The organism is Streptomyces echinatus, from assembly GCF_014203595.1.
Taxonomy (GTDB): Bacteria; Actinomycetota; Actinomycetes; order Streptomycetales; family Streptomycetaceae; genus Streptomyces; species Streptomyces echinatus.
Genome location: NZ_JACHJK010000033.1, coordinates 1 through 26297, shown reverse-complemented (window position 1 = coordinate 26297; position 26297 = coordinate 1). Strand labels below are relative to the sequence as shown.

The following is a 26297-nucleotide window of genomic DNA, read 5'->3' as shown; positions in this document are numbered from 1 at the left end:
GCCCCCGCTCAACCGTCGGCGGGCGGCCCCGGACGGCCCCCGGCGGCCGCCGTCGCGGCACTCAGTTCCCGCAGGACGTCCGCCACGCGGAGCGAGGCGCCGCGGGCGCACTCGGCGGCGTAGCGGTCGGCCGGGAGGGCCGCGCGGGCACCGGCCCGCACCCGGGCGGCCTCGGTGCGCTCCGGCTCGGGCCGCCGACGGCCCTCGCGCCAGTGGTCCGCGGCCGCGAACAGCCGGATCGCGCCCGGCAGATCGCCGAGCCGGGCCAGCAGACAGGCCGCCACGTCCACCAGACCGGCCGTGATCGACTCGGCGCACCGGTGGTCCACGGCCTCGCGCAGGGCGTCCGCCACGATCGGCAGCCCGTGCGCCGGTCCCTCCTCGCCGGCCGCGAGCAGCCCCTCGACCGTCCGCTGGAGCGCCACGAACTGCGGCGGCGGGGTGCCGCTCCCGATCGCCGTGCGGGTCGCCTCGTACAGCTCGCGGGCGCGGGCCGGCTCCCTGTCGTGCAGGGAGATCAGGGCTCGCAGCAGCAGCGCGAAGGCTCGGGACTCCGGTACCGCGTACCGGTCGGCGGCCGCCTCCGCCTCGTCCAGGGCGGCCAGCGCGACCTCCCGGTCACCGCGGCGGTAGGAGATCTCGGCCAGCCGGGCGAGCAGGAACGGCGCCTCGGCGCTCGCGCCCACCTCGTGGGCGAGGCGCAGCGCCTCCTCGTACTCGCCGCGCGCCTCGTCGAACCGGCCGCGCGCCATGGCCGCCTCGCCGGCCGCGCTGCACACCTGAGCCCGCATCCAGCGGTCGCCGACGCGCCGGCTGAGGATCCGCAGCTCGGCCAGGTCCTCGTCCACGCCCCGGAGGTTGCCGGGTGAGTCGACGGTCACATGGGCGCGGTACATCAGGGCGACCGCGACTTCCCAGTCGGCGCCGTGCTCGCGGGCGCCCGCGACGGCCTCCGCCATGACCGGGCGGATGTCCACCGGACCGCCCAGGTAGTAGGTTGTCAGCGGCCAGACGATGCCCGGGAAACGGGCGGCCGGGGGACCGCCGCGCTCGTACGCTGCCCGCACGCGCGCGATGTACCGAGGGGCCCGCTCGTCGGCCGCGAGGTCGTCCGTGTTCGACTCGGAGGTCAGGAACAGGTCGAGCATGCGCAGGTCCATCCGCAGCTCGGCCAGTGGATGCCCGGCCCGGCCGTCGGGTTCGGCGAGAAAGGCACCCACCGGGTCGACGCGGTCGGCCAGGGCCATCAGACCGTCGGCGGGCGGCTCGGCGGGCATCGAGCCGGCGGCCGACCCGTCCCTGGCCGTCGCGTCGGCGGCCGGCGCGTCCGCAGTCGTCAGGTCGGCGGCCGGTGCCTGCGCGGCCAGGGTGTCCAGGGCGACGCCGAGGCGGAGCACCAGCCGGACCCAGGCCACCCCTTCCCGGCGGTGGTTGCGCAGCCACCAGAACCAGCCGATGCCCAGGACGATGGCACCCGCCTCCGCCTCGTCCCCCGCGCGCACCGCCCGGCCCAGGGCCGCGCGGATGTTGTCCAGCTCGGTCTCCAGGCGGGAGAACCAGGGGAGCTGGGCCGCCGACCGCAGCTGCGGCTCGGCCTCCGCCACCAGCGACCGCGCCCAGGCGCGGTGGCGGCGCTCCGCCGCCGCGCGCAGTCCGGGGATCTCGGCCGCGCGCTCGGTGGCGTACTCGTGGATGGTCTCCAGCATGCGGTAGCGCATGCCGGTGCCGGTGCCGTGCGCGTCGTGGGGGGCGGCGACCACGAGGGACTTGTCGACCAGTGCGCCGATCAGGTCCGCCGCGGGGCCGGTGCACACGGCCTCGGCGGCCGCGAGGTCCCAGCCGCCGGCGAACACCGACACCTCGCGCAGCACCGTCCGCTCCCGCTCGTCCAGCAGGTCCCAGGACCAGTCGACGACCGCGCGCAGGGTCTGCTGGCGGGGCAGTACCGTGCGGCTTCCGGAGGTGAGCAGGCGGAAGCGGTCATCGAGGCGGTCGGCGATCTGCCGTGGGGTCAGCAGTCTGAGCCGGGCCGCCGCCAGCTCGATGGCGAGCGGCAGCCCGTCCAGGCGGCGGCAGATCTCCGCCACGGCCGCGGTGTCGCCGAGCACCGCGCCGGCGTCGGGACGGACGGCCTGCGCGCGCTCGGTGAAGAGGCGGTGCGCCTGCTCCGGGGCGAGGGGCTCGACCGGGCGCACCGACTCACCGGGGACGCCCAGGGGTTCACGGCTGGTGGCGAGGATCGTGAGCCCGGGGCAGTGGGTGAGGAGGGTCTCGGCGAGGGCGGCGGCCGCGCCGATGACGTGCTCGCAGTTGTCGAGGACCAGGAGCCGGCTGCGCGCTGCGCAGTACTCGATCAGCAGGGCGGTGGGGTCGGCCTGCGAGGTCGCCAGCTCGTTGGTCAGGAGCGCGGTCTCGCGCAGACCGAGCGCGCTGACCACCGCGCCGGGGACCGCCTCGGGCCGGTCGAGCGGGGCGAGCTCGACCAGCCAGGCCGAGGGGAGGGCCGCGGCGGCCTCCTCGGCGAGGCGGGTCTTTCCCGAGCCGCCCGGTCCGGTGAGCGTGACCAGGCGGGCCCTGTACAAGTCGGAGCGGATGGCCTCTAGTTCTGGTTCCCGCCCGACGAAGGACGTCAGGCGGGGGCGGAGGTTTCCGGTGCGCTCGGGGCATGGGGCGGTGGATGCCGGTGCGGGGCGGCCGGGTGGCGCAGCGGGCGCCGGTGGTTCCTGCCTCAGCAACGACGTGTGCAGGGCCCGGAGTTCCGGGCCCGGGTCGGTGCCGAGGGTGTCGGCGAGGGTGCGGCGGGCGGACTCGTAGGCGGCGAGCGCGTCGGCCGGGCGGCCCGTGTCGCGCAGGGCGCGGATGAGCAGGACGCGCAGGGGCTCGTCGTACGGGTGGGCCGTGGTCAGTTCCCGCAGCTCCGGTACGGCCTCGTGGGCGCGGCCGAGGTCGAGGGCCGCGGCGGCGCGGGCGCGGGCCGCCTCCAGACGGAGCGCGTTCGGGCGGGTGGCCGCGGTGGGGTCGGGGAGGTCGGCGAGGGCGGGGCCGTGCCAGAGGGACAGGGCCTGGGTGAGGGTGCGGTGGGCGGTGGCCGGGTCGCCGGCGGTGAGGGCGGTGGTGCCGGTGCGGGTGAGCCGTTCGAAGACGTGGAGGTCGACGTCCTCCTCGGTGGCTTCGAGGCGGTAGCCGCCCGGGGTGGAGGTGACGGCGTCCTTGCCGAGGGCGCGGCGGAGGCGGCCGACGAGAGCCTGGAGGGCGGCGGGGGCGTCCTGGGGCGGGTCGTCCGCCCAGATCTCGTCGATGAGGGTGTCGGGGGTGGTGGTGCGGCCGGGGCGGAGGGCCAGGGCGGCGAGGAGCGTCCGGAGCCGTTGGCCGCCGATGGGTACGGCGCCGCCCCGGCCGTCTGCTGCTTGGGTCACGCCCAGGATTCTGTACCGCACCCGGTCATTGTCGCGGGGCCTTCCGGGCCGGAGCACGGGGGTTTCCGAACGGCGACCGGCCGCGAGGATGCGCCACGGCCGCCCCGGACTCGGACCACTTGCCGGCGCCGGCGGGGTACGACCTGCGACGGCCGGCCTCGACTCGGACCACTCGCCCGCGCGGGCAGGGTGCGACCTGCCACGGCCGGCCGGAGTTCGGAAGGCTCGCCCGCGCCAGCGGGGTGCCGCTGCGCCCACCCGTGCCGCCCAGCGGCACGACTGCCCGCAGCCACGCGGGCCCGACCGCCGCGGCGGGACACGCACCGCCCACGCCCACCCCCGGGCACCAAACGGCCGACGGCACCACACCCCACCCAGGGGCGCGGGGAACTGCGCGACCAGCCACGACGCACCCGCGGCCGCCCGACCACAGCGGCCCCAGGCCCGGTGGGCACCCGCACCCGCAGCCGCACCCGCCCGACCGCACCGGCCCCCACCCAACACCCGCCCCAAAACCGACCCCACCCCCAACTCCCCAGGGGCGCGGGGAACTGCGCGACCGGCCACCACCCACCCGCGGCCCGGAACCACCCCGGCCGGCCCGCCCCTCACGCCCCCGGCGTCAGCGCGCTTCTTCTCGGCTGGATTCCCGAGGGCACCGCGCGGGAACGCGTGGGCGTGCCCGTCCAGCAGGTGCCCCGGCGGGAGAGCAGTCGGCGGAGCCAGAGTTCGAGGGAGATGAGGTCGGCCAGCCCGTCCAGCGGAAGCGGCTCGCCGGCCGCGGCGGAGCGCACGGCCTTGCGGATGACGCGCGCCTCCACCAGACCCGCGTCGGCCAGCAGCGGCGTGGCGAAGAGGTCCAGGAGCGGCTCGGCCGCGACCCGCAGGCCCGCGCGCGCGGCCGCCGCCGACGAGGCGTGGGAGGGAGCGCCCCAGCCGGACGGGAGGTCGGTGACTCCGGCGCCCTCCAGGACCGTACGGAGGATGGCCGCGCGGGCGCCCGGCTGGACGCGCAGCGCCTCGGGGAGGTCACGGCAGGCGCGGACGACCTGGTTGTCGAGGAACGGCGCGTGCAGCCGCTGGGAACGGATCTCCGCGGCCTGCTCCAGGACCCGGAGGTCGGCGGCGTGCCGGGCGAGCACCGCACGCGCGCGATAGTCGCCGGGGCGCTGCACGCCATTGCCGGAGCGGTCGGCCGCCGCCTGGAGCAGAACCGATACTTCAGCCAGTGCCTCACCCGTCAGCCAACGGGCCGCGGGCCCGGGTCTGGCCCAGGTCAGCGCCGCGAGCGAGGCGCCGACCGCCCCCTTGGGATCGTCGAAGCGGCGCCGCATCAGCCGCTCGGCCAGCGCCTCCAGGCCGGTCCGGTAGGGAGTGCGGGCCAGGCGCCGGGCCGCGCCGTACACGCGCGCGGGGACCATCACCGAGCCGTCCGCGCGGGCGAGCGCGGCGACCGGCCGGACCAGGTGGCGGCGCCTGCGGTCCACCAGGAGGTCGGCGAGCCGGGCGGGGTGGGCGTCCAGGACCTGGCGGGCGCCGTGCCCGGTGAAGTGGTCGGCGCTGCCGGCGGCGAGCCGCGCCCGGTGCCGGGCCGCCTGGACCAGCGAGGGGCCCGGCTCGTCGGTCAGGGGGCCGTCGAGGTCGGCGTACGGCAGGGTCTCCTCTTCCCCGGTGACCACGACGTGGTGCAGGCGGGGGCCCGCGGCCAGGGCTCCCGCGCGTTCGAGCTCGGCCTCGCGGCCGGCCACGGCCAGGTCGTTGAAGGTGACGGCCAGGAGGCGCTCGCCGGCGCCCGTGCCGTGGCCGAGGAGCGTGCCGGGTCTGCCGGGCAGGCCGGCGGCCAGCAGCGCGAGGGTCCCGGAGGCGGGCCCGCCGGACAGGTCGGCGCCGATGCCGGGCACCGGCATCCCGCGCGCGGCCCGCCGCTCGGCCGGCCCCATGCCGGGTACCGGTCCGGGGTCCAGGTCGGGCACGTGCCGGGGCGCCGCCAGCCGGGTGCGGACCGCGTCGACGAGGGCGTCGCGTACGGCGTCCACGGCACGGTCGGGGTCGGCCGGGGGCGCGGCCACGGCGAGGGAGGCGACGGGCTCGTACCCGGCGATCTCACGCGCCCCGGCGCGCAGCACCAGCGCGTGTCCCGGCGGAATGCGCCGCACGCCGTCGTACGGGGTGGTGTCGCGCAGCGCGGCCGGCACGTCCGGGGCGGCGAGCAGAGCCGCGAGGTGGGTGAAGTCGAGGTTGGCCTCGATGAGGTCGGCGAGGGGCAGCGCGGCGGTGGCGTAGGCCGTGCCGCCGGCCCAGGGGGTGTAGAACACCGGCCGGGCGCCCGCGAGATCGCCGCAGACGGTGATGCGGCGGCCGGCCTGGACGACGGCGGTGTAGCTGCCGGGCCAGGTGGTCAGATGGCGCACCGCGCCCCCGCGCGCGGTGAACAGGCCGCGCCGCAGCTCCTCGTCGCCGGCGCCGCAGATGCCGAGGACGGCGATCCGGTTCTCCGCGTCGGCGTGCACCACGCGCACCTCGTCCGGGCGCCAGTCGCCGACGGCCCACAGCGGGTCGGGGTCGCCCCACAGGAGTTGGGAGCCCACCGGATGCAGGGTCTCGCCGTCGTACCCGACGGCGCCCGCGGAGCCGATCCCGGCGGCGCCCGCGGCGGTGCTGCTCCACCCCACCAACCACCGCATCGACGCCTCCACAAGCTGTGGACAACAGGTGCACCGCATGAACCGGACCCCATGCTGCCATGAAGGGCACGTCGGAGAGGTGCGGTGGCGCCGCCTTCGATCGAGGGAAGTTCAGGCGCGGCCTGGGCGGGTCGCCGGGTGCCGGGCGCGTGCCGGGTGGCCCCGGCGGGTCGGCCTCCTGAGGAGTGCGGCGCGAATGCGCCCCCAATGCGCTCCCCCAAAACGCCCTACGCGCCCTCAAGTTGCATGGTCGGAGCGGAAATCCACCGCGCTCCGGTGGGTCGATTTTCGGCCAAATCCGCGGCGGGGCGCCGGACATGAGCACGCTCCGTACAGGACCGCGGAGTACGAGACGGGCGCCGCTCGCGCACAGTCCGGGAGGCGGATGACGCCTCCCGGACCGGTCCGCCACCCGCGGGGATGAAGGTGGCGGTGTCCCCCAGCCCGCTGGATCCAGTACAGCGGGCCGACCCACGCATGAGCCATGGAATCGCTCCCCCGGTGGCCGGAGAAGAGCGCACGGGCAGGCGCACGGCCACACGCACGGGGGCACGGGGCGACAGGCCGTGCACGGTGCGTACAGGGCGGGACGTCCGTACGGACCACAATCCCGCCAACCGGAACAATGCCCCTTAACGCTTGGGATGCGGCGAACTACGCTGGGTTTACGAATGCCGCGTGGTTATGCCAGCGCGGCAGCCGTCTGTGTCGAGGGGTGGCGCATGTCCAGGGAGCAACGCGGGCCGAACGAAAAGCTCGGCGCCGTTCTCGCCCTCGCGGGAATCAGCAACGCGGGACTCGCCCGCCGGGTCAACGACCTCGGCGCGCAACGCGGGTTGACGCTTCGCTACGACAAGACGTCCGTGGCGCGCTGGGTGTCGAAGGGCATGGTGCCGCAGGGTGCCGCGCCGCACCTCATCGCCGCCGCCATCGGCCAGAAGCTCGGCCGCCCGGTGCCGCTCCACGAGATCGGCCTGGCGGACGCGGATCCCGCGCCCGAGGTGGGGCTCGCCTTCCCCAGGGACGTGGGACAGGCGGTGAAGTCGGCGACGGAGCTGTACCGTCTCGACCTCGCCGGGCGCCGGGCCGGCGCCGGCGGCATCTGGCAGTCCCTCGCCGGGTCGTTCGCAGTGAGCGCATACGCAACGCCCGCCTCACGATGGCTGATAACCCCCGCCGACAGCTCGGTCGCGCGCGAGGCGGGCTCCGCCGAGGAGTCCGGCGCACCGATCAAAGTCGGCCACAGCGACGTGCAGAAGCTGCGGGAGGCCGCCGAGGACGCCCGGCGGTGGGACTCCAAGTACGGGGGCGGCGACTGGCGTTCGTCGATGGTGCCGGAGTGTCTGCGGGTGGAGGCGGCACCGCTGCTGCTCGGCTCCTACTCCGACGAGGTCGGCCGCGCCCTGTTCGGCGCCTCGGCGGAACTCACCCGGCTCGCCGGCTGGATGGCCTTCGACACCGGGCAGCAGGAGGCGGCACAGCGGTACTACATCCAGGCGCTGCGGCTCGCCCGCGCGGCGGCGGACGTCCCGCTGGGCGGCTATGTGCTGGCCTCCATGTCGCTGCAGGCGACGTACCGGGGGTTCGGTGACGAGGGGGTCGATCTCGCGCAGGCCGCGCTGGAGCGGAACCGGGGCCTGGCGACCGCCCGCACCATGAGCTTCTTCCGGCTGGTCGAGGCACGGGCACACGCGCGTGCGGGAGACGCGCAGGCCGCGGGCACGGCGCTGAAGGCGGCCGAGGGATGGCTGGAGCGCTCGCGCGAGGGGGACCACGACCCGTCGTGGCTCGGTTTCTACGGGTACGACCGGTTCGCCGCCGACGCGGCCGAGTGCTACCGGGACCTGAAGGCGCCGCGGCAGGTCCGCCGCTTCACCGAGCAGGCGTTGTCGAAGCCGACGGAGGAGTTCGTGCGGTCGCACGGGCTGCGGCTGGTCGTCTCCGCCGTCGCCGAGCTGGAGTCCGGGAACCTGGACGCGGCGTGCGAGCAGGGGGTGCGGGCCGTGGAGGTCGCCGGGCGGATCTCGTCGGCGCGGACGACGGAGTACGTGAAGGATCTCCTGCACCGGCTGGAGCCGTACGGTGACGAGCCGCGGGTGGTGGAGCTGCGGGAACGGGCCCGGCCGTTGCTGATGGCGCCGGCGTGAGGGTCGTCCGCCCGCCTGCCGGGGCGATGCCGTCGCGCGGCCGGGGGTGCGTCGTGGTCGGTCACGCGGTTCCCCGCCCTTTCCGGGTGCCGGTGCCGCGCGGAGTTTGAAGCCGCTGTCAGTGGCGCAGTGCACTATCGATGGCGGAGGTGGTGCAGGTGCGGGCCGGGGCGTACGACTGTGATGTGCTCGTGATCGGCGGGGGAATCGTCGGGCTGTCGACCGCGTATGCGATCACGCGGGCCGCGCCGGGCACCCGCGTGACCGTGCTGGAGAAGGAGCCCGGCCCGGCCAGGCACCAGACGGGGCGCAACAGCGGAGTCATCCACAGCGGGATCTACTACCGCCCGGACTCGCTCAAGGCCCGGTACGCGGTGCGGGGCGCCGCCGAGATGGTGAAGTTCTGCGCCGAGTACGGCATCGCGCACGCCGTCACCGGCAAGCTGATCGTCGCCACCGAGCGGGACGAGCTGCCGCGGCTGCACGCGCTCGTGCAGCGGGGCCGGGAGAACGGCATCCAGGTGCGCGAGCTGGGGCCCGCCCAGATCTCCGAGTACGAACCGGAGGTCCGGGGCCTCGCCGCCATACACGTCGGTACGACCGGGGTGTGCGACTTCGTGGGCGTCGCCCGGCAGCTGGCGCGGGCGTCCGGGGCGGAGATCCGGTACGGCGCGCGGGTCGTGCGGGTGGACCGGCGGGCGGACCGGGGCGTGGCCGTGCTCACCGCGGCCGGGGAGGTGGTCCGCGGCCGGGTGCTGGTGAACTGCGCCGGGCTGCACTGCGACGAGGTGGCCCGGCTGACCGGCGACGATCCCGAGGTGCGGATCGTGCCGTTCCGCGGGGAGTACTACGAGCTGGCGCGGCCCGAGCTGGTGCGCGGGCTGGTGTACCCGGTGCCGGACCCGGCGTTCCCGTTCCTCGGGGTGCATCTGACGCGAGGGATCGACGGGGGCGTGCACATCGGCCCCAACGCGGTGCCGGCGCTGGCCCGCGAGGGATACGGCTGGGGGGTCGTACGGCCCCGGGAGCTGGCCGGGACGGTGGCGTGGCCGGGCTCCTGGGCGATCGCCCGGCAGCACTGGCGGTACGGCGCCGGGGAGCTGCACCGCTCGCTGTCGAAGGACGCGTTCCTGAGGGCGGTGCGCAGACTGCTGCCCGCCGCGGAGGCCGGTGACCTGGTGCGGGCCCCCGCCGGGGTGCGGGCGCAGGCGGTGCTCCGCGACGGGACGCTGGTGGACGACTTCCTGATCCGGGAGGGGGCCCGGGCCGTGCACGTGCTGAACGCGCCCTCGCCCGCGGCCACCGCCTCGCTGCCGATCGGACGGGAGATCGGCCGCCGGGCACTGGGGATGCTGGGGGCGCTGTAGCGCCCTGACCGGACCTCTAAAATTGGGCTTACTGTGTCTGACTCCCTGAACACCCCCGACGCCCCGCCCTCGGCATCCCACACCCCCGGTGTCTCCGTCCGCCACACCCGGGCCAAGGGAGAGCCGCGCTTCCCGGACGGTCCCAGGGCCGATCCCGCCGGGTCCCACTTCGAGCGGCGGATCCGCAGCTTCCAGCCGCGGCGGAGCCGGGTGACGGCCGGGCAGGCCGACGCGCTGCAGCGGCTGTGGCCCAAGTGGGGGCTGGACATCGACGGGCAGCGGGTGATCGATCTCGGCGAGCTGTTCGGGAACGACCGCCCCGTGGTCCTGGAGATCGGGTTCGGGATGGGCGAGGCCACCGCGCAGATGGCCGCGGGTGACCCGGACACCAACATCCTGGCCGTCGACGTGCACACCCCCGGCCAGGGCAACCTGCTCAATCTCGCCGACCGGAACGGCCTGCCCAACGTCCGCGTGGGCAACGGCGACGCGATCATCCTGCTGCGGGAGATGCTCCGCCCGGACGCGCTGGACGGACTGCGCGTCTACTTCCCGGACCCGTGGCCCAAGAAGCGGCATCACAAGCGGCGGCTCATCCAGCCGGAGTTCCTCACCCTGGCCGCGACGCGGCTGAGACCGGGCGCGATCGTGCACTGCGCGACCGACTGGGAGCCGTACGCCGAGCAGATGCTGGAGGTGCTCACCGCGCATCCCGGCTTCGAGAACACCCGGCCCGACGGCGGTTTCGCGCCCCGCCCGGAGTTCCGTCCGCTGACCCGTTTCGAGGGACAGGGACTGGACAAGGGACATGTCGTGCACGACCTGCTGTTCCGGCGCGTGCCGCACAGCCAGGACCGGTAATCCGATCAACCCCTCGCCCCGTCACCGTTAGGGTCGATGCCGTGGCCACGAGTCCTCCGTTTCCGCCCTGTCCCCCGAGCCCCGGCGACGGTGCGCTCCGCCACCGGCGCTGGTGGCAGCGCAGTTGGGTGCGGTACGGAGCACTGAGTTCGCTGCTGGCGCTGTCCGGTCTGGTCATCCTCGCGCTCGTCCGGCGGCAGACCGGCACGGAGGGGTTCCTCGTCGGGCTCGGGCTGGCGGTGCTGCCGGTGCCGTGGCTGATATCCGCGTTCCGGTGGCTGGACCGGGTCGAGCCGGGGCCCTGGCGGAACCTGGTGTTCTCGTTCGCCTGGGGGGCCTGTGCGGCGGCGCTGATAGCCATCGTGGCCAACAGTTTCGCGACGAAGTGGATCGCCACGTCGACCGCGGACCCGTCCGGTGCCGACACCCTCGGCGCCACGGTCATAGCGCCGGTCGTGGAGGAGTCCGCCAAGGCCGCCGCCGTGCTGCTGGTGTTCCTCTTCCGCAGGCGGGACTTCACCGGGATCGTCGACGGCGTGGTGATAGCGGGGATCACCGCCACCGGGTTCGCGTTCACCGAGAACATCCTCTACCTCGGCACGGCCTTCGGGACCGACCAGCTCACCGGTGGCCGCGGCATCGCCTCCGTCACCGCCGCGACCTTCTTCGTGCGCATCGTGATGTCCCCGTTCGCGCATCCCCTGTTCACCGTCCTCACCGGCATCGGCTTCGGCATCTCGGCGCTGTCCGCCGAGCGCCAGCACGTGCGGCGCGTCCTGCTGCCGCTCGGCGGCCTGCTGCTCGCGATGGGCATGCACGCCTTCTGGAACGGCTCCGCCACCTTCGGCCCGTACGGCTTCTTCGCCGTCTACGGCGGCTTCATGGTGCCCGCGTTCGCGCTGCTGACCTGGCTCGCGATCTGGATGCGGCATCGGGAGCTGCGGACCGTGCGGGCGGAGCTGCCGGCGTATGTGCTGGCCGGGTGGCTGGGGCCGGCCGAGCCGTTCGCGCTCGGGTCGATGCGGGCGCGGCGGATGGCCCGGGACTACGCCCGGCACCATTACGGGCGGCCGGCGGCACGGGAGGTGGCGCGGTACGAGGGGTACGCCACCTCGCTCGCGTTCCTGCGGCAGCGCGGGCGCGCGGGGAAGGCCGGGGCGGACTTCGTCGTGCGGGAGCGGGAGCTGCTGGACCAGCTGTGGCGGCGCAGGCAGGTGGCCCGGCCGGCGCTGGAGTACGCGGCGCGGGCGGCCGCGCCGGCCCGGCCGGTGTACGCGGGTCCGGTACCCGCGGCCCACTGGCCGGGGTACGGCTCCGCGGCGGTGTCGTATCCCGAGTACAACCCCTATCGGTCGTGACCGGCCGGCTCACGGCGGGGAACGGCACCGCGGCGAGTGCGCCGGGGCCGGGCGGCCCCAGGCCGACCCCGCCGTCCGGTCGGCCCGCGTCGAGGTCGGGCCTCCATGCGGACGCCCCGTCGAGGTCGGGGCTCTAGGCGGACGCCTCCGTCAGTTTCGCCGTCTCGGCCTCCGTCAGCCTCAGGTCGGCCACGCCCAGCAGCGCGGGCAGCTGGTCCACCGTCCGGGCGGAGGAGATCGGGGCGGTGACCGTCGGCTGGGCGGCCAGCCAGGCGAGGGCGACCGTGCCGACCGGGGCCTCGTGGGCCGCGGCGACCTCGTCGAGGGCCGCGAGGACCTTCCGGCCGCGCTCGGAGTCCGCGTACTTCTGGGCTCCGCCGGCGCGGGCGCTGTCGACGGTCGTGCCGGGCCGGTACTTGCCGGTGAGGAAGCCGGAGGCGAGCGCGAAGTACGGGACGGCGGACAGGCCCTCGCGGGCGAGGAGGTCCCGCAGCGGGCCCTCGTAGGTGTCGCGGGAGACCAGGTTGTAGTGCGGCTGGAGGGCGACGTAGCGGGCGAGGCCCTCGCGGTCGGAGAAGTCGAGGGACTCCTTCAGCCGCTCGGCGGTGATGTTGGAGGCGGCGATGTGCCGGACCTTGCCGACCTTCACCAGCTCGTCCAGCGCGCCGATGATCTCCTCCACCGGCACCTCGGGCTTGTCGAAGTGGGTGTAGTAGAGGTCGATGTGGTCGGTGTCCAGGCGGCGCAGGGAGGCGTCCGCGGCGGCCTTGATGTTGGCGGCGGACAGCCCCTGGAATTCGGGGTGCTGGCTGACCTTGGTCGCGATGACGACATCGGAGCGGTTGCCGCGCTCCTTGATCCACTTGCCGATGATCGTCTCCGACTCGCCGCCCTGGTTGCCCTCGACCCAGGCGGAGTAGGAGTCGGCGGTGTCGATGAAGTTGCCGCCCGCGGCGGTGTAGGCGTCGAGGACGGCGAAGGAGGTCCGCTGGTCGGCGGTCCAGCCGAAGACGTTGCCGCCGAGCGCCAGGGGGAAGACCTCGAGGTCGGAAGAGCCCAGTTTACGAAGTGACGTCATACGTCATGACAACGCCGGCGGGGGAGGATCGCATCCCGCCGCCGGCGCCGAGTTCCCGCGAGCCCGCGGAACGGGGCTGTCAGGGGTTGAGGCCCTTGTCGCGCAGCCACGCCATCGGGTCGATGCCGGTGGGCTGGCCGCCGGGGTGGACCTCCAGGTGCAGGTGCGGGCCGGTGACGTTGCCGGTGGCGCCGACCCGGCCGATGACCTCGCCGGTGGAGACCTTCTGGCCGGTGGAGACGTTGATCGAGGACTGGTGGCAGAACCACAGCTCGGTGCCGTCGTCCAGGGTGAGGATCGTGCGGTAGCCGTAGGCGCCGGCCCAGCCCGCCTCGGTGATCGTGCCGCTGTGGATGGCCTTGATCAGGGTGCCGGTGGGGGCGGCGAAGTCGAGACCGGTGTGGTAGCCGGAGGACCACATGGAGCCGGCCTGGCCGAAGGTCGAGGTGATCGTGTACGAGGAGGTCGGCAGCGCGTACTGTTTGGCCAGCTCGGCCAGCCGCTTCTCCTCCGCCGCCTTCTTGGCCTCGGCAGCCGCCTCCTTGGCGTCGGCCTCCGCCTTCTCCTTGGCCTCGGCGGCCTTGGCGGCGGCCTCCTGCTCGGCCTTGGCGGCGGCCTCGGCGCTCCGCTTCTCGGCGGCGGCGAGCGCGACGGCGGAGGCCTTGGTCTCGGCCTGGCCCTGCTGCTGCTCGGCCTGCGCCATGATCCGGTTGCGCAGCACCTCGCCCGCGTCCGCGGTGTCCTCACCCTCGTCGGTGGAGGGCAGGCCCACGGTGCTCAGCGTGGCGGTGGCCTGGGCCGACTGCGTGTCCGCGGAGCCGTCCTCGAAGAGGGAGCCGACGGAGGGCAGGTCGGGCATGGAGATGGAGACCGGCGGCTTGCCGGAGTTGGCGCTGGCCATACCGCCCGCGCCGACCGCGGCGATGACGCCGACGCCGAGGACGGTCGAGCTGCGCGCGAAGCCGCCTCGCTGCTTGGCGACGCGGTGCCGGCCACGGACCGGGGCGACGGAGTCCTCGGTGGGGTTCCACTCCTCCCAGGGGCCCTCCTCGGCGCGGTAGGAGCCGTAGCCGAAGGTCTCGGTCTCACGCTGAGCCGGTATGAACGGGGCTTCTGGGGCAGGCCGGTTGGACGCCACGCGGGCGCACTCCTTTCCTTCCTCCGCCTACCGGGTTAGCTGACGGGTTCGGAGCAGGAAGGTCTCCTACGCGCGTATACCGGTCGTGACTCTGCGAGTTCACGGCGGCATTCGCGTGATTCACCCCAGGGTGGTGGTTCCCCGGCTCCCTTACGGGATTCGGCGTGTGCGCACGGAGCCGCCTCTTGTGACGGCTGGGACGACCGCGCTGCGTTATCGAACGTTAATAGACCTGCCAGTCACTTTCCAAGCCGTTCGGCTTGATCATTAACGTTTTTGACGGCGGAGCTATCGGCCAGTACCCCACCAGAACGGGCGAGTTGCCCCCAGGGCGGAAGCGTTCAGTAGTCACTGGCGGTTTTGATGGTGACTCAGCCGTTATGCGGAGGGCGTCCGTCCGGTCACCTTGCGTGACGGCCGACGGGGGGCAGGGGAAGCGATGTGCAAGTGGTCCCGCGGATGGCGTATGCTGGTCACACAACGACGCGGGGTGGAGCAGCTCGGTAGCTCGCTGGGCTCATAACCCAGAGGTCGCAGGTTCAAATCCTGTCCCCGCTACTGAAGACTCAGGGCCCGGAATCCCAAGGATTCCGGGCCCTGAGTGTTTCCGGCGCTCACCCCACCAGGTGGGCGTTCGGCGCCTTGGCGAGGGCCTCCAGCTCGGGCAGGACGACGACCCGGACCCCCGCCGCGGTCAGGACACCCGTGCCGTCGGCCGCGGCGACGAACGTGTCGGGTTCGCGCCAGGCGGTGACCACCCGGCGCACCCCGGCCCGCACGATCAGCTCGGCGCAGGGGGCGGGGCGGGAGGCGCGGCGGGCGCAGGGTTCGAGGCTGCTGTAGACCGTGGCGCCCGGCAGCCGCGGGTCGGCCGCGTCGATCTTCGCGAGCGCCGCCTCCTCCGCGTGGACCACCGGGTCGGCGCCCTCGCGCGAGTGGCCGCGGGCCAGCTCGGTGCCGTCGGCGGCGACCACGACCGCGCCGACGCTGAACGCCGTCTCGGACGGCGGGCACTGCGCGGCGAGTTCGCAGGCGGTGCGCAGCCAGTGGCGGTCGGCGGCGGCGGGGAGCGGGCCGGTGCCGGGGGCCGTGGGCGTGTAGCGCATGAGGACGACGTCCTCGATCCGGCGGGTGCCGAGCAGGCGCAGGCGTCCGCCCTGGTAGCCGCCCGGCCCGAACAGCCGTGGGGCCTGCGGATCACCCACGAACAGCGGGGCGAGGACCAGCTGGAGTTCGTCGGCGAGCCCCTGCCGGAGAAGCTGGGTGTGGACCGTGCCGCCGCCCTCCACCATGAGGCGCCCGACCCCGCGCACGTCGTGCAGATGCTCCAGCAGGGCCCGCCAGTCCAGGGTGGGGCCGAGCGGGACGACGTCGGCGGTGCGCCCGAGGAGGCGGGAGGCCCGCTCTGCGCCCTCGTCGGTGGTGTAGACGAGCTTCTCGCCGCCGGTGTGCCAGAAGTTGGCGTCCGGATCGAGGTCCCCGGAGCCGGTGACCGTGACCTTCAGCGGGTACTCCGGCCTGCCGGCCGCTGCGCGGGCCGCGCGCCGCTCGGCGGAGTTGACCAGCAGGCGGGGGTTGTCGGCGCGGATCGTGCCGGCGCCGACGAGGATGGCGTCGACGGAGGCCCGTACCTCGTCGACCCGGTCGAAGTCGGCCGGGCTGGACAGCAGGAGCCGATCGGGGCCGGTGTCGTCCAGGTAGCCGTCGAGGGAGACGGCGGCGGACAGCAGCACGTACGGCAGGGGCATCGGCGCTCTTTCTTCCGGAGGCGGACGGTGACGGACGGCTTGGTTCAAGTTTGAAACAAACCTACACTGGCGGCATGACGACCCGCTGGCTCAGCCCCGAGGAGCAGCGCGCCTGGCGCGCCTACATCGCCGCCTCCCGCCTCCTGGAGGACGCGATCGACCGGCAGCTCCAGCAGGAGGGCGGCATGCCGCACCTGTTCTACTCGGTGCTGGCCAACCTCTCCGACGCCCCCGGCCGGCAGCTGCGCATGACCGATCTCGCCGAGACGCTGAAGATCACGCGCAGCCGGCTGACGTACGCGGTGACCCGGCTGGAGCGGGACGGACTGGTGCGCCGGGAGAACTGCCGCTGGGACAAGCGCAGCTCGCTCGCGGTGCTGACCGACGAGGGGATGGCCGTACTGGAGCGTACGGCACCGGGGCACGTCGAGACGGTCCGCGCGCTGATGTTCGACCGGCTCAGCCCGGAGCAGGTGGGGCAGCTGGAGGAGATCTGCACAGGGATCGCGCGGGGACTGCAGGGGGAGAGCGAGGACGCGGCGGCCGCGACCGAGGACGTGCCGTGGCGCCGACGGTCGGCCCCCTGCGCCGGGGCTTCGGGCGACGAGTAGTTGATTCAACTTTTAAGCATGGGATAGGGTCACGCCTCTGCATGTGCTTCAAAACTGAAGCACATCACTCCGAACGGAACCCGGAGACCCGTATGCCCGACACCCCCGCCGCCACCCCGCGCGCCCGCGTCCGGGTACCGCTGCGTTTCGCCGACGGCTACCGCGCCGACGCGGAACTCGTCACCTTCCACGGCCTCACGGACGGTCTGGAGCACCTAGCCGTCGTCCTCGGCGACCCCGGCCCGGTCCCGCTGGTGCGCCTGCACTCGGAGTGCCTGACCGGTGACGTCTTCGGCTCGGCGCGCTGCGACTGCGGCCCGCAGCTGCGCGAGGCGGTCGAGCGCATCGCCGAGAGCGGCGGTGTCCTGCTCTACCTCCGCCAGGAGGGCCGGGGCATCGGCCTCTACAACAAGCTCGACGCGTACGCCCTCCAGGACGAGGGGCTCGACACCTACGAGGCGAACGCCGCCCTCGGCCTGCCGGAGGACGCCCGCGACTACACGGCCGCCGCGCAGATGCTCGCCGCCCTCGGCATCACGGAACTGGACCTGCTGTCCAACAACCCCGACAAGGCCGGGCAACTGCGCGCGCTGGGCCTCGCCGTGCGGGACCGGGTGCCGACCGGAGTCTTCACCACGGCCCACAACGTCCGCTACCTGCGCGCCAAGGTGCTCCAGACCCAGCACACGCTGCCGCTGGCCGAGCTGACGGAGCTGACGGAGCTGACGGAGCTGTCGGAGCTGACGGCGGGCTGAGCCTTCTCGTACGGATCGGGCCGGGCTCAGCCCAGGCGCCGTGCCGGGAGCCGGAGCGCCGACAGGATGCCGAGGGCGAGCAGCACCGCCGCCACGGCGTAGGTGATCCGGAAACCGGCCGGGTCCGTACCCGCCGTGCCCAGCACCACCGACAGCAGGGCCGTGCCGGCCGACGCGGCCAGCTGGGCGTTGATGCTCAGCGCGGTGCTCGCCCCGGCCAGCCGGTCCGCGGGCAGGTCACGGGTCGCGGTGGTCATCGCCGGCATCAGCGTCATCCCGGCGCCGACCCCCATGACCATGCCGGCGACGACGATCCGCCAGGACGCGACCCCGGCGATGCCGGTCTGCCAGGCCAGCAGGCCCATGCCGAGGGCGCCCACCGCGCATCCCGCCGCGATCACCCGGCGCGGTGCGACCCGGTCGATCCGCCGGGCAGCGATCTGCATCGTCGTACCGATCACGAGCCCGACCGGCGCCCCGAGGAGACCGGCCGCCGTCGCGGTCAGGCCCCGCTCCTGCTGCCAGTACAGCGGCCCGAGCAGCATCGAGCCGAAGTAGCCGCAGGTGAAGGGGGCGAGCGTGCCGATGCCGGCGGCGAAGGTACGGTCGCGCAGCAGCCGCAGGTCCAGCAGCGGCGTGCGGACGGCGAGCGCCCGCCGGACGAAGGCCGCCGTGAGCAGGGCCCCGGCCAGCGTCGGCACCAGCGCGCCGGGCGCCGTGAAGTCCCCGTGCTCCCCGCCGCGGGCCAGGCCGTACAGGAGCAGCGCCAGGCCGGGCGAGAGCATCAGCAGGCCGGGCACGTCCAGCCGGGGGCGGTCGGCGCCGCGGGTGTCGGGGGCGTCCGTCGGCAGCAGCCGGACCGCCAGAATCAGGGCCAGGGCGCCGACGGGCAGGTTGATCAGGAAGATCCAGTGCCAGGAGGCGGCGTCGACCAGCCGGCCGCCGAGCACCGGGCCTGCGACCGGGCCGATCAGGATGGGCAGCCCCAGCAGGGCCATCGCCCGGCCGAGCCGGGCCCGGTCCGCGACGCGCATGCCCATCGCCATGCCGACCGGCTGCAGCAGCCCGCCGCCCAGCCCCTGAACGGCCCGGACCGCGATCAGACTGCCCGCGTCCCAGGCGCAGGCGGCGAGCAGGGAGCCCAGCGTGAACAGGGCGAGCGCCACCACGTAGGTGCGCTTGGCGCCGATCCGGGCCATCGCCCAGGCGGCGGTCGGGATGACCGCGGCGAGCGCGAGCGTGTAAGCGGTCGCGGTCCACTGGATGGTCTCCAGCGGCGCGCCGAAGGACGCCGAGAGGCGGCGCAGCGCGACGTTGACGATCGTCATGTCGAGCACGGCCATGATCGAGCCGAGGACCACGACGGCGGCGACACGGTGGAAGACGGCCGAAGGGGCGGGGTCCGCGGCACCGGCCGGGGGAGCCGGCCGGGCGGTGCCGGAGGGCCGGAGGGTGCTCATCGCCCGGCCCTCAGCCCGCGTAGGGACGCTCGGCGCGGGCGGACCGCAACGCCCGCCCCCACCAGGTGAGCTGGCCGAGCATGCCCTTGACGGCGCCGGCGCACACCTCGGCGTCGCGCGGGACGCCGTCCTCGCCGAGGCCGGACCAGGGACCGTGCAGGCTGACGGAGTCACGCACGGTCAGGGCGTGCAGTTCGGCGAAGACCAGCCGGAGCTGCTCGACCGCGCGCAGACCGCCGCCGAGACCGCCGTACGACACGAAGCCCACCGGCTTGGCCTGCCACTCGCGCAGGTGCCAGTCGAGGAGGTTCTTCAGGGCCGCCGGGAAGCTGTGGTTGTACTCGGGCGTGACGACCACGAAGGCGTCGGCGCCGGCCAGCCGCGGCGAGACGTCCCGCAGCGCTGCGGCGGCCTCGGGGCTCGGCGTGCCGCCCCAGCCGGGCATCACCAGCGGCAGGTCCACCTCGGCGAGGTCGATGACGTCGAACTCCAGGCCCGGGTCGGCCTCCGCGGCGGTACCGAGGAACCAGTCGGTGACGGCCGGCCCCAGGCGCCCCTCGCGCACGCTGCCGACGATGACGGCGACGCGGAGCGGACGGTCCTCGGTGGTACGGGCAACGGTGGTCGTTTCGGCAACGGACATGGCTGTCCCCCTCTGTGACGGATCCCTGCGGCGGATCTCCCCCGCGGGCGGGCCGCTTCCTGCGGTCACCCTCCAGCAAAGTACAACGAGCGTTGTAGAAATTACAACGCCCGTTGTACTTCAGCTAAGGTGGGCTGGTCACGAAGGAGGCGGACGTGGGCGAGACGAACGAGTCCCGGCTGGAGCAGGCGCGGCGCGAGGTGTCACCGCGCAAGCTGCAGAAGCAGATGGCCATCGCGAGCGCCGCGTGCACGGTCTTCGGCCGCGAGGGCTACGCGCGCGCCTCGGTCGACGCACTCGCGGCGGCGGCCGGCGTCTCCACGCGCACGCTGTACAACCACTTCCCCGGCGGCAAGGCACAGCTCTTCCAGGCGGTCGTCACCTGGACGTCGAGCGAGGTCCGCGACGCCCAACTGGCCCGCCTGCACGCCGTGCTGGACCCGGAACGCCCGCCGCACCCCACCGACCTGGAACGCGACCTGGTCTCCCTGGCCCGCGCCTTCACCGGGCTCATGACCGACTACGCGAACCACTTCGCCCTGGTCCGCCACATCCACGCGGAGGCCGACCACGTACCGCCCGAGGTTCTCCGGGCCTGGCTGGAGGCCGGCCCGGAACCGGTCGGCCGGGCCCTCACCGAGGCGATGACCCATCTGGAGGACGCCGGCCTGCTCGACCTCCACGGGGACGCGTCCCTCGCCGCGAGCCACTTCTCGGCCCTGACCGCGCACCGGATCGTCCAGACCACCCACTACGGCGTGATGCCCCTGGCGGAGGCGGAGACGGACCGCCTGACCAGAGGCGCGGTGGCCGCGTTCCTCCGGGCCTACGGGGCGCGGTGACGACCACCGCGCCGGGCGGCCGGCGAGTGGCCGCGCCCCGCGGCCCCTCCTCGGTCACCCCTCGACGAAGGTGACGGTCTCGTCGAGCGGCGCCCGGCCCGTACGGGCGTAACCCACCGTGGCGTCCTCGAACCCGATCGACATGCCGCAGAACAGGATGAGGCCGTCCGGGGCGACACGATCTCCGCGACGGTCCTGCGGTACACCGACCACGCCATCTGCGGGCAGCTGTGCAGCCCTTCGGCGCGCAGCAGCAGCATGACAGTCTGCAGATACATGCCGACGTCGGACCACTGGGGACGGCCCATGTCGCGGTCGATGTGGCAGAACAGCGCGGCGGGCGCCCCGAAGCAGTCCCAGTTCGCGGCGGCGGCCCGCTGGCGCGCCTCCCAGTCCTCGCGCTCGATGCCGAGACCGCTGTAGCGCTCGTGCCCGAAGGCGGAGCGGCGTTCGCGGTACGGAGACTTCAGCGCGGCCGGGTACATCTCGTACTCCCGCTCGTCCCAGGGGTCGGCCGCGGCCACGCGCTCGCCGGCCCGCCTCTTCAGTACGGCCAGCGGCCCGCCGGTCACCACATAGGCGCGCCACGGCTGGAGATTCGATCCGGACGGCGCCCAGGCCGCGGCGGACAGCACCCGCTCCAGCGTGTCCCTCGGCACGGGCCGGCCGGTGAACCCGCGCACCGCACGACGGCTCGTCACCGCCTCGTAGACATCCACGGTCATCCACCTCGCTCGCCTGCTCCACAGCGCGGTCCCCGTCCGCCCCGGGCCGCCGCACCCGGCGGGCGTGACGGAAGGGCCGCCGGGCCGGGGCGGTCAGGAGAGCCAGTCGGTGTAGCGGGTGGGGGCGAGGTGGGCGGCCCTAGGATTCCCAGGCGTAGCCCGCACCGAAATGAAGAAAGTTCTCGCGGCTCGCGGTCGCATATTGGGGGAAGACCACTACGAAACGCGCCAGACCGCACAGATGCTCGCTGACTTGGCCCGCCTTCCTCCCGAGGGCTGGCGCTTCGGCGGATACGGCAGACGGCGCAACGTGCCACCGAACCGTGAAGCACGTAGACGCAACGGACCCGCCTCAAATTTTTCTCGGGACTAACGTGACATCAGTGCCAAGTTGGCGGCATTAGACCATTGACATGGGGTGGAATTTCAAGGCAGGCCAACCAAGAAATCCCACCCCGATTGGCTGATTCAGTCCCAACCGTCGAGTGAGACCTGAGAGTCATTGGCAAGGTACCGATGGAGGGCATTCGCCGTGGTATTCACAAACACATCGGGGATCTCGGCGACATCGACCCAGCAGACCTGGGCGTGCTTGCGCGGTTCGCGGTTCTCCAGTTCGCCGGTCCAGTCGTGCGCAGTGAAGACGACGGTGAGGAAACCGTTGGGAGCTTCGACGCCCCATGCACCGTGGATGATGTGGGCCACCTTCAGGGCCTCCGGCTTCACTGTCAGGCCGGTTTCCTCGTACAGCTCGCGCACCGCGGTCTCGGTAATCGGCTCACCGGGTTCGCTCTTGCCGACCGGGAGGTCCCACATGCCCTGGGCGAACTTGGCGTTCTGGCTGCGCTGGAGGAGGACGACGCGGTTGGTGGCCTTGTCGTGGACGATGACGGCGGCGACCAGCAGGGTCATGGATTCGAGGGCGGGCTTGAGGGCTTTGGGGTGGTCGTCGGTTGTCCGCTGAGCCACGGTTGTGTCCCTTCGTCGGCCGGTTGGTGGGCAGCTTAGGCCAGTGCTTCGCGTGTGCGGCGGGCCAGTTCGGCCGCCCCGGGCACCCTGCGGCGCTGGTAGACGGCGAGAGTGGAGCGGAGTGAGGTGATCGCCTTGCGGGTGCGGTCAGAGGTCATGCCCTCCATGAGAGTCAGGGCCTGGGACCAGGCGGCGACGGCCTCGTCAGCGCGGGCCTGTGCTGCGAGACTGTCCCCGAGGTCGGCGTAGGTGAGGGCGTGGACCCGTTTGTACTTCTCGGGGTCCCAGCGGACCAGGGCATCGCGGTGTTGTTGCTCGGTGCCGACGTGGTCGGCGAGATCGGTCAGAGTGCGGGCGGTGTGGCTGGCCACGGTGCCGGCGGCCGGGCCGCTGACGCGGGAGTAGCTCGGCTGTGGGCCGTCGTCACGTAGGAGGGCGTCTTCGGCGGAGAGCAGGGCGCGGGCCGCTGCGGGCTTCTCGCCCACAGCGGCGTACGCGCGGGCATGGGTGATGTGAAGCAGCGCCTCGGTCTGGCCGTCGACGTGACCCAGGCCGCGGGTCAGTGCGCCCTCGACGAGGTCGACGCAGTGGTGGGGTTGCTTGAGGCTGAGGGCCTGGTGGGCGAGGGCGCGCATCATGCAGGCGGCGTGGCCGTGCGGGTCGGCTTCGCAGGCGAGTTGATATCCGACCTGGTAGTAGCGCTGGGCGGCACCTTCCTGGCCGAGATCGTGGTGCTTCCAGCCCGCGAGGTAGGCGAGTTCTGCGACCGCTCCGAAGGCTGCCCGACGTAAGGCTTCGTTCGGGAACCGCCCGCGCAGCATGGGGGCCGCGGTGTCGGCGAGATACGCGGTGACGGTGGTAAGCCCATGACCGCCACCGAGACGCTCGTCGGCGGCACTGAAAGCTGCGGTGATCTGGCGGACGACGTCCACGTCCTCCGCACCAACGAGGGAGCTACCGGTGCGGGCCCGGAGCATGCGGGCCGTGGCTTCGTGGTCGTACGCAAGGGGCATGGCGACGCCGGCTGCGGTGAAGGCGGCCACGGCCAGGAAGCGTCGGCGTTCGACGTCGGCACGGCCCAGGTCGGTCGCGGCGAGGACGGGATCAGCCTGCTCGGTCGGTGCCTCGCCCCCGCGGAGACCAATCTCCGTCTCGGTGACCGTGCGGCCTGCTCGCCGGGACAGTGCCTCGGCGAGGTACCGGGCGGTACGGCCGGTCGGCTGGCGGTTGCCGTTCACCCAATGGGAGACAGCCGACTTGTTGGTCTGGAGGGTCTCGCCGTTCTCGGCAGCGATACGTCGGATGTCCTTCGCCAGAGCCTCGTAGGTGCAGCCCGTCGCCTGGATGGTCTCGCGCAGGCGGGAGTCGGTTTCTCTCTGCGCTGCCACGATCGCCTCCGCTCCGGAGCTGTAAACCGCGTATACCGCTTCGACTGCCTCTCACCGTACCCACTGTGCGTGACGGCCTGTTCACTGAATACCAGCCGCCCGGTCCGGTCCGACACCGCGACCAGGCTCCCCCCTTCGGCCGGGCGGCTCCCCGAAGTTCCGTACCACCGCTCCGGGTTCAGCCATGCCTGCGCCCGAACGCGGCCAATCAGAGACGGAGACACGGTGACCACCATCGACACCACGGCCATCACAGTCGAGCTGCCCCGGGCGTTCGACGAGCGCTGGAGCCGACTGCCGGGCATCCAGGCCGACGGCCGGCGCATCACCATCGACCCGGCCGAGTACTTCTTCCGCTTCGAGTCCAACACCTGGCTCGTCGCCGACTGGGAGCTGGTCAAGTCCCAGCTCCTGGATGTGGAGGAAACCGCCGAGAGCACGGTCGAGCAGCTCGCCCTGGACTTCATCAAGGCCCACAGTGAGTCCACCTCGGACGCCGCCCGCGTGCTGTCCACCGCCTACGAGGTGTACGCCTACCTGTTCCGCGACGAGCACCTCGCCGTCCTCGGCCTGCCCCAGTTCACCGCCGAGCACCTTCGGATGCTGCGCGAGGCGGCCACGCTGATGGCGCTCAACAAGGTCGAGCTGGACGGGCACATCTCCAACGTCGGCCCGTGCTGGTTCTTCCCGGCCGCCACCTCGGTCGTCTTCGACCTGGACGACGAGACGGGCGGGATGTTGGACGAGGTCTACCACGGCGGCTGGTTCAACGAGCACCGCCGCATCGAGTCCATCAAGGCCCACGCCGCCCTCGGCGGCCGACTCGTGCACGGCTGCCAGTCCGTGCCGGACCAGGCCGGCGGCGTCGTCGCCCCCTACGGTGCCTCGATGACCGCCTTCCGGGACGACCTCGCGGCTTTCAAGGCCGACTGGATCGAGCAGGTCTACGCCCACCGCGTCAGCCCTGCCGCGTAGCACCCGCACCGCACGCCAGGCCCCGGGGCGGGCAGGCACTCCTCGCCCGTCCCGGACGCCACCACCGCACTGGAGCCCTTCATGGACGCGACCCTCAACACCGAACTCCTGGACAACCTGCTGACCCTCGCCAACCGCACCTGCGCATCGCGTGAGGAGGTACGCGTCTGGTCCATGTCCGGCGTCGAGCGCCTGACCTTCACCGACGGCGGCACCGCCATCTTCAAGTACGCCAGGAGGCCCTTCGACAGGGAGGAACAGGCACTCCGGTTGGCAAAGACGCTCGGCGTCCCCGTACCTTCCGTTCACGCCTCGGCAGTCCTGGACGGCTGGCTCGGGATGCTGCTGGAAGACTTGGGCGCTCCCATCCGCGAAGCCGACGACCTCGACGGCGCCGCCGCAGCCGTGGTCCTGCACCGCACCCGCACGGCCGCGGCCCTGCCTGTTCTCGATCAGGAAGGTCTGCGCGGCCTCCCGGCGCGAGCCTTGGAACACCTCGGCCACCTACGGAAGGCGGACCGGTGGGAGGAAGCCCACGACATCGAGGACGCTCTCGACCGCATCGCCCAAGCCGCCGAAGCGCGCTCGGCCGGCGCCACGATCGGCCCGTTCGGCTGGGTGCACTCCGAGTTCCACCCCACCAGCCTCCACATCGGCCGGCGCGGCTGGCGTCTGCTGGACTTCGCCCGCGCCTTCACCGGCCCCGGCCTGCTCGACCTCGCCAGCTGGCACGGCACCATCGACAACCCCGACCCCGTACGTCTGCGCGTCTTCCTGGAGACGTACGTCACCGAGGGCGGCACGCCCGACGCCCTCGCCGAGCGAGGCGGGCTCCCGGCGGAGAAGTGGGCGCTGGGCTGGCACCGCGTCTGGGCCGTCGAGTGGTTCATGGAGCAGTCCATCCGCTGGATCAACGACCCGGCCACCGACCCCGCCTACATCAAGGCCGTACGCCGACACCTCACCGACGTCCTCCACCTCCTGGAGGTCTGACGTGCTCGCCCAGGCGTCCCCCTGGTACGTCCACGCCCTCCAGCGCACCACGGCCAGCCCCGCAGAGCCCCTGTCCGTTCCCGCGCGGATGGAATGGACCACACGGCCCGGCAGCGGACCCGGCGCCGAAATCCTCGGCCCGGATCTGCGGCGCAAGCGACTGCTGGAACTCGGCTGCGGCCCCGGCCACAACGCCGCCCACCTCGCCACCCGCTACGGCGGCCACGTCACCGGCGTCGACCTCGTCGGCCTGCAGGTCCGCCGAGCCCGCTCGCATTACGGCCGGCTGAACAACCTCACCTTCGTCGCCGGACACGCGCTGCACTACCTGCAAGCCTCTGACGAGCGCTTCGACGCGATCTATTCCGTCTTCGGAGCGATCGGCCTCGTCGCCCCTGAGCTTCTGCTCCCGGCCATCGCCCAGCACCTCAAACCCGGGTGCACCCTCGCCTTCTCCGTCCCCCACCCCCAGCGCGGCGGCAGACGCCCTTCCACTGACGACCGGCCCGGCCGCGACTACGTCACCCTCCCCGACCGCACACGCCTGCCCATCGCCCGCTGGGAGTTCGACGCCGAACGCTGGGAGAAGCACCTCGGACAAGCGGGTCTCTGGCTCGCCTCAGTCCAGGAATTCCACGACGCCCGCCGAGGCCTCTGGCCCACCACCCTGCTGATCACCGCGCGCAAGCTCTGACCCCAGCCCCCGGCCCCCTGGGAGAACCCGATGCGCCCGCCCTACCTGCTTCTCGACATCGACGGCGTCCTCATCCCCTTCCCGGACGCGGAAGGAGCCGGCCCCGAGACCCACACGCGCCACGACGTCGTTCCCACCAGCCGGACCGCCGACAACCCGGTCACCATCTGGCTCAACCCCGCGCACGGCCCCCTGCTCATGCACGTGATCCGAACTGGCCTGGTCACCCCCGTCTGGTGCACCAGCTGGCGTCAGGACGCCACCACGCTCATCGGCCCGCTCCTCGGCCTCTCGCCCCTGCCGCACGTCGACCTGCCGCGTCCGCAGATCACAACCAGCCACCCCAACGGCGCCGAGTAGCCGGGGGGAATCTCACCCCCCGGCCCTCACAGAACCGTGCGTAAACCTCTCGATTTACACGGCTCGTGTCGTCCTGATCATCAGA

19 protein-coding genes, 1 tRNA gene, 2 pseudogenes and 1 riboswitch are annotated in these 26297 nt (G+C 73.2%); of the genes and pseudogenes, 12 read left to right on the top strand and 10 right to left on the bottom strand.

Annotation, left to right across the window (positions count from 1 at the left end; genetic code table 11):
* Positions 1-8: 8 nt before the first annotated feature.
* Together FHS34_RS40925 and FHS34_RS40920 are read right to left on the bottom strand one after the other, a co-directional pair.
* A complete protein-coding gene (locus tag FHS34_RS40925; protein WP_184975743.1) occupies positions 9-3437 on the bottom strand; it encodes an AfsR/SARP family transcriptional regulator in 3429 nt (1142 codons plus the stop codon).
* A 587-nt stretch (positions 3438-4024) separates the two neighbouring features.
* Positions 4025-6100, bottom strand: coding sequence for an asparagine synthase-related protein (locus FHS34_RS40920; protein WP_184975741.1), 2076 nt, complete (start codon positions 6098-6100; stop codon positions 4025-4027).
* Between the two features lie 722 nt (positions 6101-6822).
* Between FHS34_RS40920 and FHS34_RS40915 the strand changes: the two genes are divergently transcribed.
* The 4 genes from FHS34_RS40915 (at position 6823) to FHS34_RS40900 (ending at position 11833) form a co-directional block, all read left to right on the top strand.
* On the top strand, positions 6823-8247 hold the full coding sequence (locus FHS34_RS40915) for an NsdA family TPR-like regulatory protein (RefSeq protein WP_184975739.1): 1425 nt from the start codon (positions 6823-6825) through the stop codon (positions 8245-8247).
* 149 nt (positions 8248-8396) lie between these two features.
* Positions 8397-9614: an L-2-hydroxyglutarate dehydrogenase gene (gene lhgD, locus FHS34_RS40910; protein ID WP_184975760.1), complete on the top strand. Its 1218-nt coding sequence runs from the start codon at positions 8397-8399 to the stop codon at positions 9612-9614.
* 33 nt (positions 9615-9647) lie between these two features.
* Positions 9648-10475 (top strand): tRNA (guanosine(46)-N7)-methyltransferase TrmB, encoded by an 828-nt coding sequence (trmB, locus tag FHS34_RS40905; protein WP_184975737.1) that lies wholly within the window; start codon positions 9648-9650, stop codon positions 10473-10475.
* 41 nt (positions 10476-10516) lie between these two features.
* Positions 10517-11833: a PrsW family intramembrane metalloprotease gene (locus tag FHS34_RS40900; RefSeq protein ID WP_184975734.1), complete on the top strand. Its 1317-nt coding sequence runs from the start codon at positions 10517-10519 to the stop codon at positions 11831-11833.
* A 133-nt stretch (positions 11834-11966) separates the two neighbouring features.
* Here FHS34_RS40900 and FHS34_RS40895 read toward each other — a convergent pair whose 3' ends face one another.
* Positions 11967-12911, bottom strand: coding sequence for an aldo/keto reductase (locus tag FHS34_RS40895; RefSeq protein ID WP_184975731.1), 945 nt, complete (start codon positions 12909-12911; stop codon positions 11967-11969).
* A gap of 79 nt (positions 12912-12990) precedes the next feature.
* Complete coding sequence (locus tag FHS34_RS40890) at positions 12991-14049, bottom strand: M23 family metallopeptidase (RefSeq protein WP_184975728.1); 1059 nt, start codon at positions 14047-14049, stop codon at positions 12991-12993.
* A 9-nt stretch (positions 14050-14058) separates the two neighbouring features.
* A riboswitch (cyclic di-AMP (ydaO/yuaA leader) is annotated at positions 14059-14224 on the bottom strand.
* Positions 14225-14533: 309 nt separating this feature from the next.
* On the opposite strand from FHS34_RS40890, the gene FHS34_RS40885 reads away from it, so the two are divergent.
* A tRNA-Met gene (locus tag FHS34_RS40885) sits at positions 14534-14607 on the top strand.
* Between the two features lie 56 nt (positions 14608-14663).
* Here FHS34_RS40885 and FHS34_RS40880 read toward each other — a convergent pair.
* Positions 14664-15797, bottom strand: coding sequence for a dihydrofolate reductase family protein (locus FHS34_RS40880; protein WP_184975726.1), 1134 nt, complete (start codon positions 15795-15797; stop codon positions 14664-14666).
* Positions 15798-15871: 74 nt separating this feature from the next.
* Between FHS34_RS40880 and FHS34_RS40875 the strand changes: the two genes are divergently transcribed.
* Both FHS34_RS40875 and FHS34_RS40870 read left to right on the top strand, forming a co-directional pair.
* Entirely contained in the window at positions 15872-16408 is a 537-nt protein-coding gene (locus FHS34_RS40875; RefSeq protein WP_184975723.1) for a MarR family winged helix-turn-helix transcriptional regulator, read from the top strand.
* Between the two features lie 92 nt (positions 16409-16500).
* A complete protein-coding gene (locus FHS34_RS40870) occupies positions 16501-17163 on the top strand; it encodes a GTP cyclohydrolase II (RefSeq protein ID WP_184975720.1) in 663 nt (220 codons plus the stop codon).
* Positions 17164-17189: 26 nt separating this feature from the next.
* Here FHS34_RS40870 and FHS34_RS40865 read toward each other — a convergent pair whose 3' ends face one another.
* Positions 17190-18623 carry a DHA2 family efflux MFS transporter permease subunit gene (locus FHS34_RS40865; protein WP_184975717.1) on the bottom strand — a complete coding sequence of 478 codons (1434 nt, stop codon included), beginning with the start codon at positions 18621-18623 and terminating at the stop codon, positions 17190-17192.
* Between the two features lie 10 nt (positions 18624-18633).
* Positions 18634-19266, bottom strand: coding sequence for an NADPH-dependent FMN reductase (locus tag FHS34_RS40860; protein ID WP_184975714.1), 633 nt, complete (start codon positions 19264-19266; stop codon positions 18634-18636).
* A 155-nt stretch (positions 19267-19421) separates the two neighbouring features.
* Between FHS34_RS40860 and FHS34_RS40855 the strand changes: the two genes are divergently transcribed.
* The gene (locus tag FHS34_RS40855) at positions 19422-20108 is read left to right on the top strand and encodes a TetR/AcrR family transcriptional regulator (RefSeq protein ID WP_184975711.1); all 687 of its coding nucleotides are present in this window, start codon (positions 19422-19424) and stop codon (positions 20106-20108) included.
* Between the two features lie 54 nt (positions 20109-20162).
* Here the strand turns inward: FHS34_RS40855 and FHS34_RS40850 are convergent.
* The 3 genes and pseudogenes from FHS34_RS40850 to FHS34_RS40840 all read right to left on the bottom strand — a co-directional run bounded on the left by FHS34_RS40850 (position 20163) and on the right by FHS34_RS40840 (position 23190).
* Positions 20163-20827, bottom strand: a pseudogene (locus FHS34_RS40850) (nitroreductase).
* A 474-nt stretch (positions 20828-21301) separates the two neighbouring features.
* Entirely contained in the window at positions 21302-21745 is a 444-nt protein-coding gene (locus FHS34_RS40845; protein WP_184975709.1) for an NUDIX domain-containing protein, read from the bottom strand.
* A 92-nt stretch (positions 21746-21837) separates the two neighbouring features.
* Positions 21838-23190 (bottom strand): NsdA family TPR-like regulatory protein, encoded by a 1353-nt coding sequence (locus tag FHS34_RS40840; RefSeq protein ID WP_184975706.1) that lies wholly within the window; start codon positions 23188-23190, stop codon positions 21838-21840.
* Positions 23191-23415: 225 nt separating this feature from the next.
* Between FHS34_RS40840 and FHS34_RS40835 the strand changes: the two genes are divergently transcribed.
* The 4 genes and pseudogenes from FHS34_RS40835 to FHS34_RS40820 form a co-directional block, all read left to right on the top strand.
* Positions 23416-24165: a hypothetical protein gene (locus tag FHS34_RS40835; protein WP_184975704.1), complete on the top strand. Its 750-nt coding sequence runs from the start codon at positions 23416-23418 to the stop codon at positions 24163-24165.
* Between the two features lie 81 nt (positions 24166-24246).
* The gene (locus tag FHS34_RS40830; RefSeq protein WP_184975701.1) at positions 24247-25158 is read left to right on the top strand and encodes a phosphotransferase family protein; all 912 of its coding nucleotides are present in this window, start codon (positions 24247-24249) and stop codon (positions 25156-25158) included.
* A gap of 1 nt (position 25159) precedes the next feature.
* Complete coding sequence (locus FHS34_RS40825) at positions 25160-25852, top strand: class I SAM-dependent methyltransferase (protein WP_184975698.1); 693 nt, start codon at positions 25160-25162, stop codon at positions 25850-25852.
* 30 nt (positions 25853-25882) lie between these two features.
* Positions 25883-26203, top strand: a pseudogene (locus tag FHS34_RS40820) (hypothetical protein); the annotation flags it as partial.
* Positions 26204-26297: the final 94 nt, after the last annotated feature.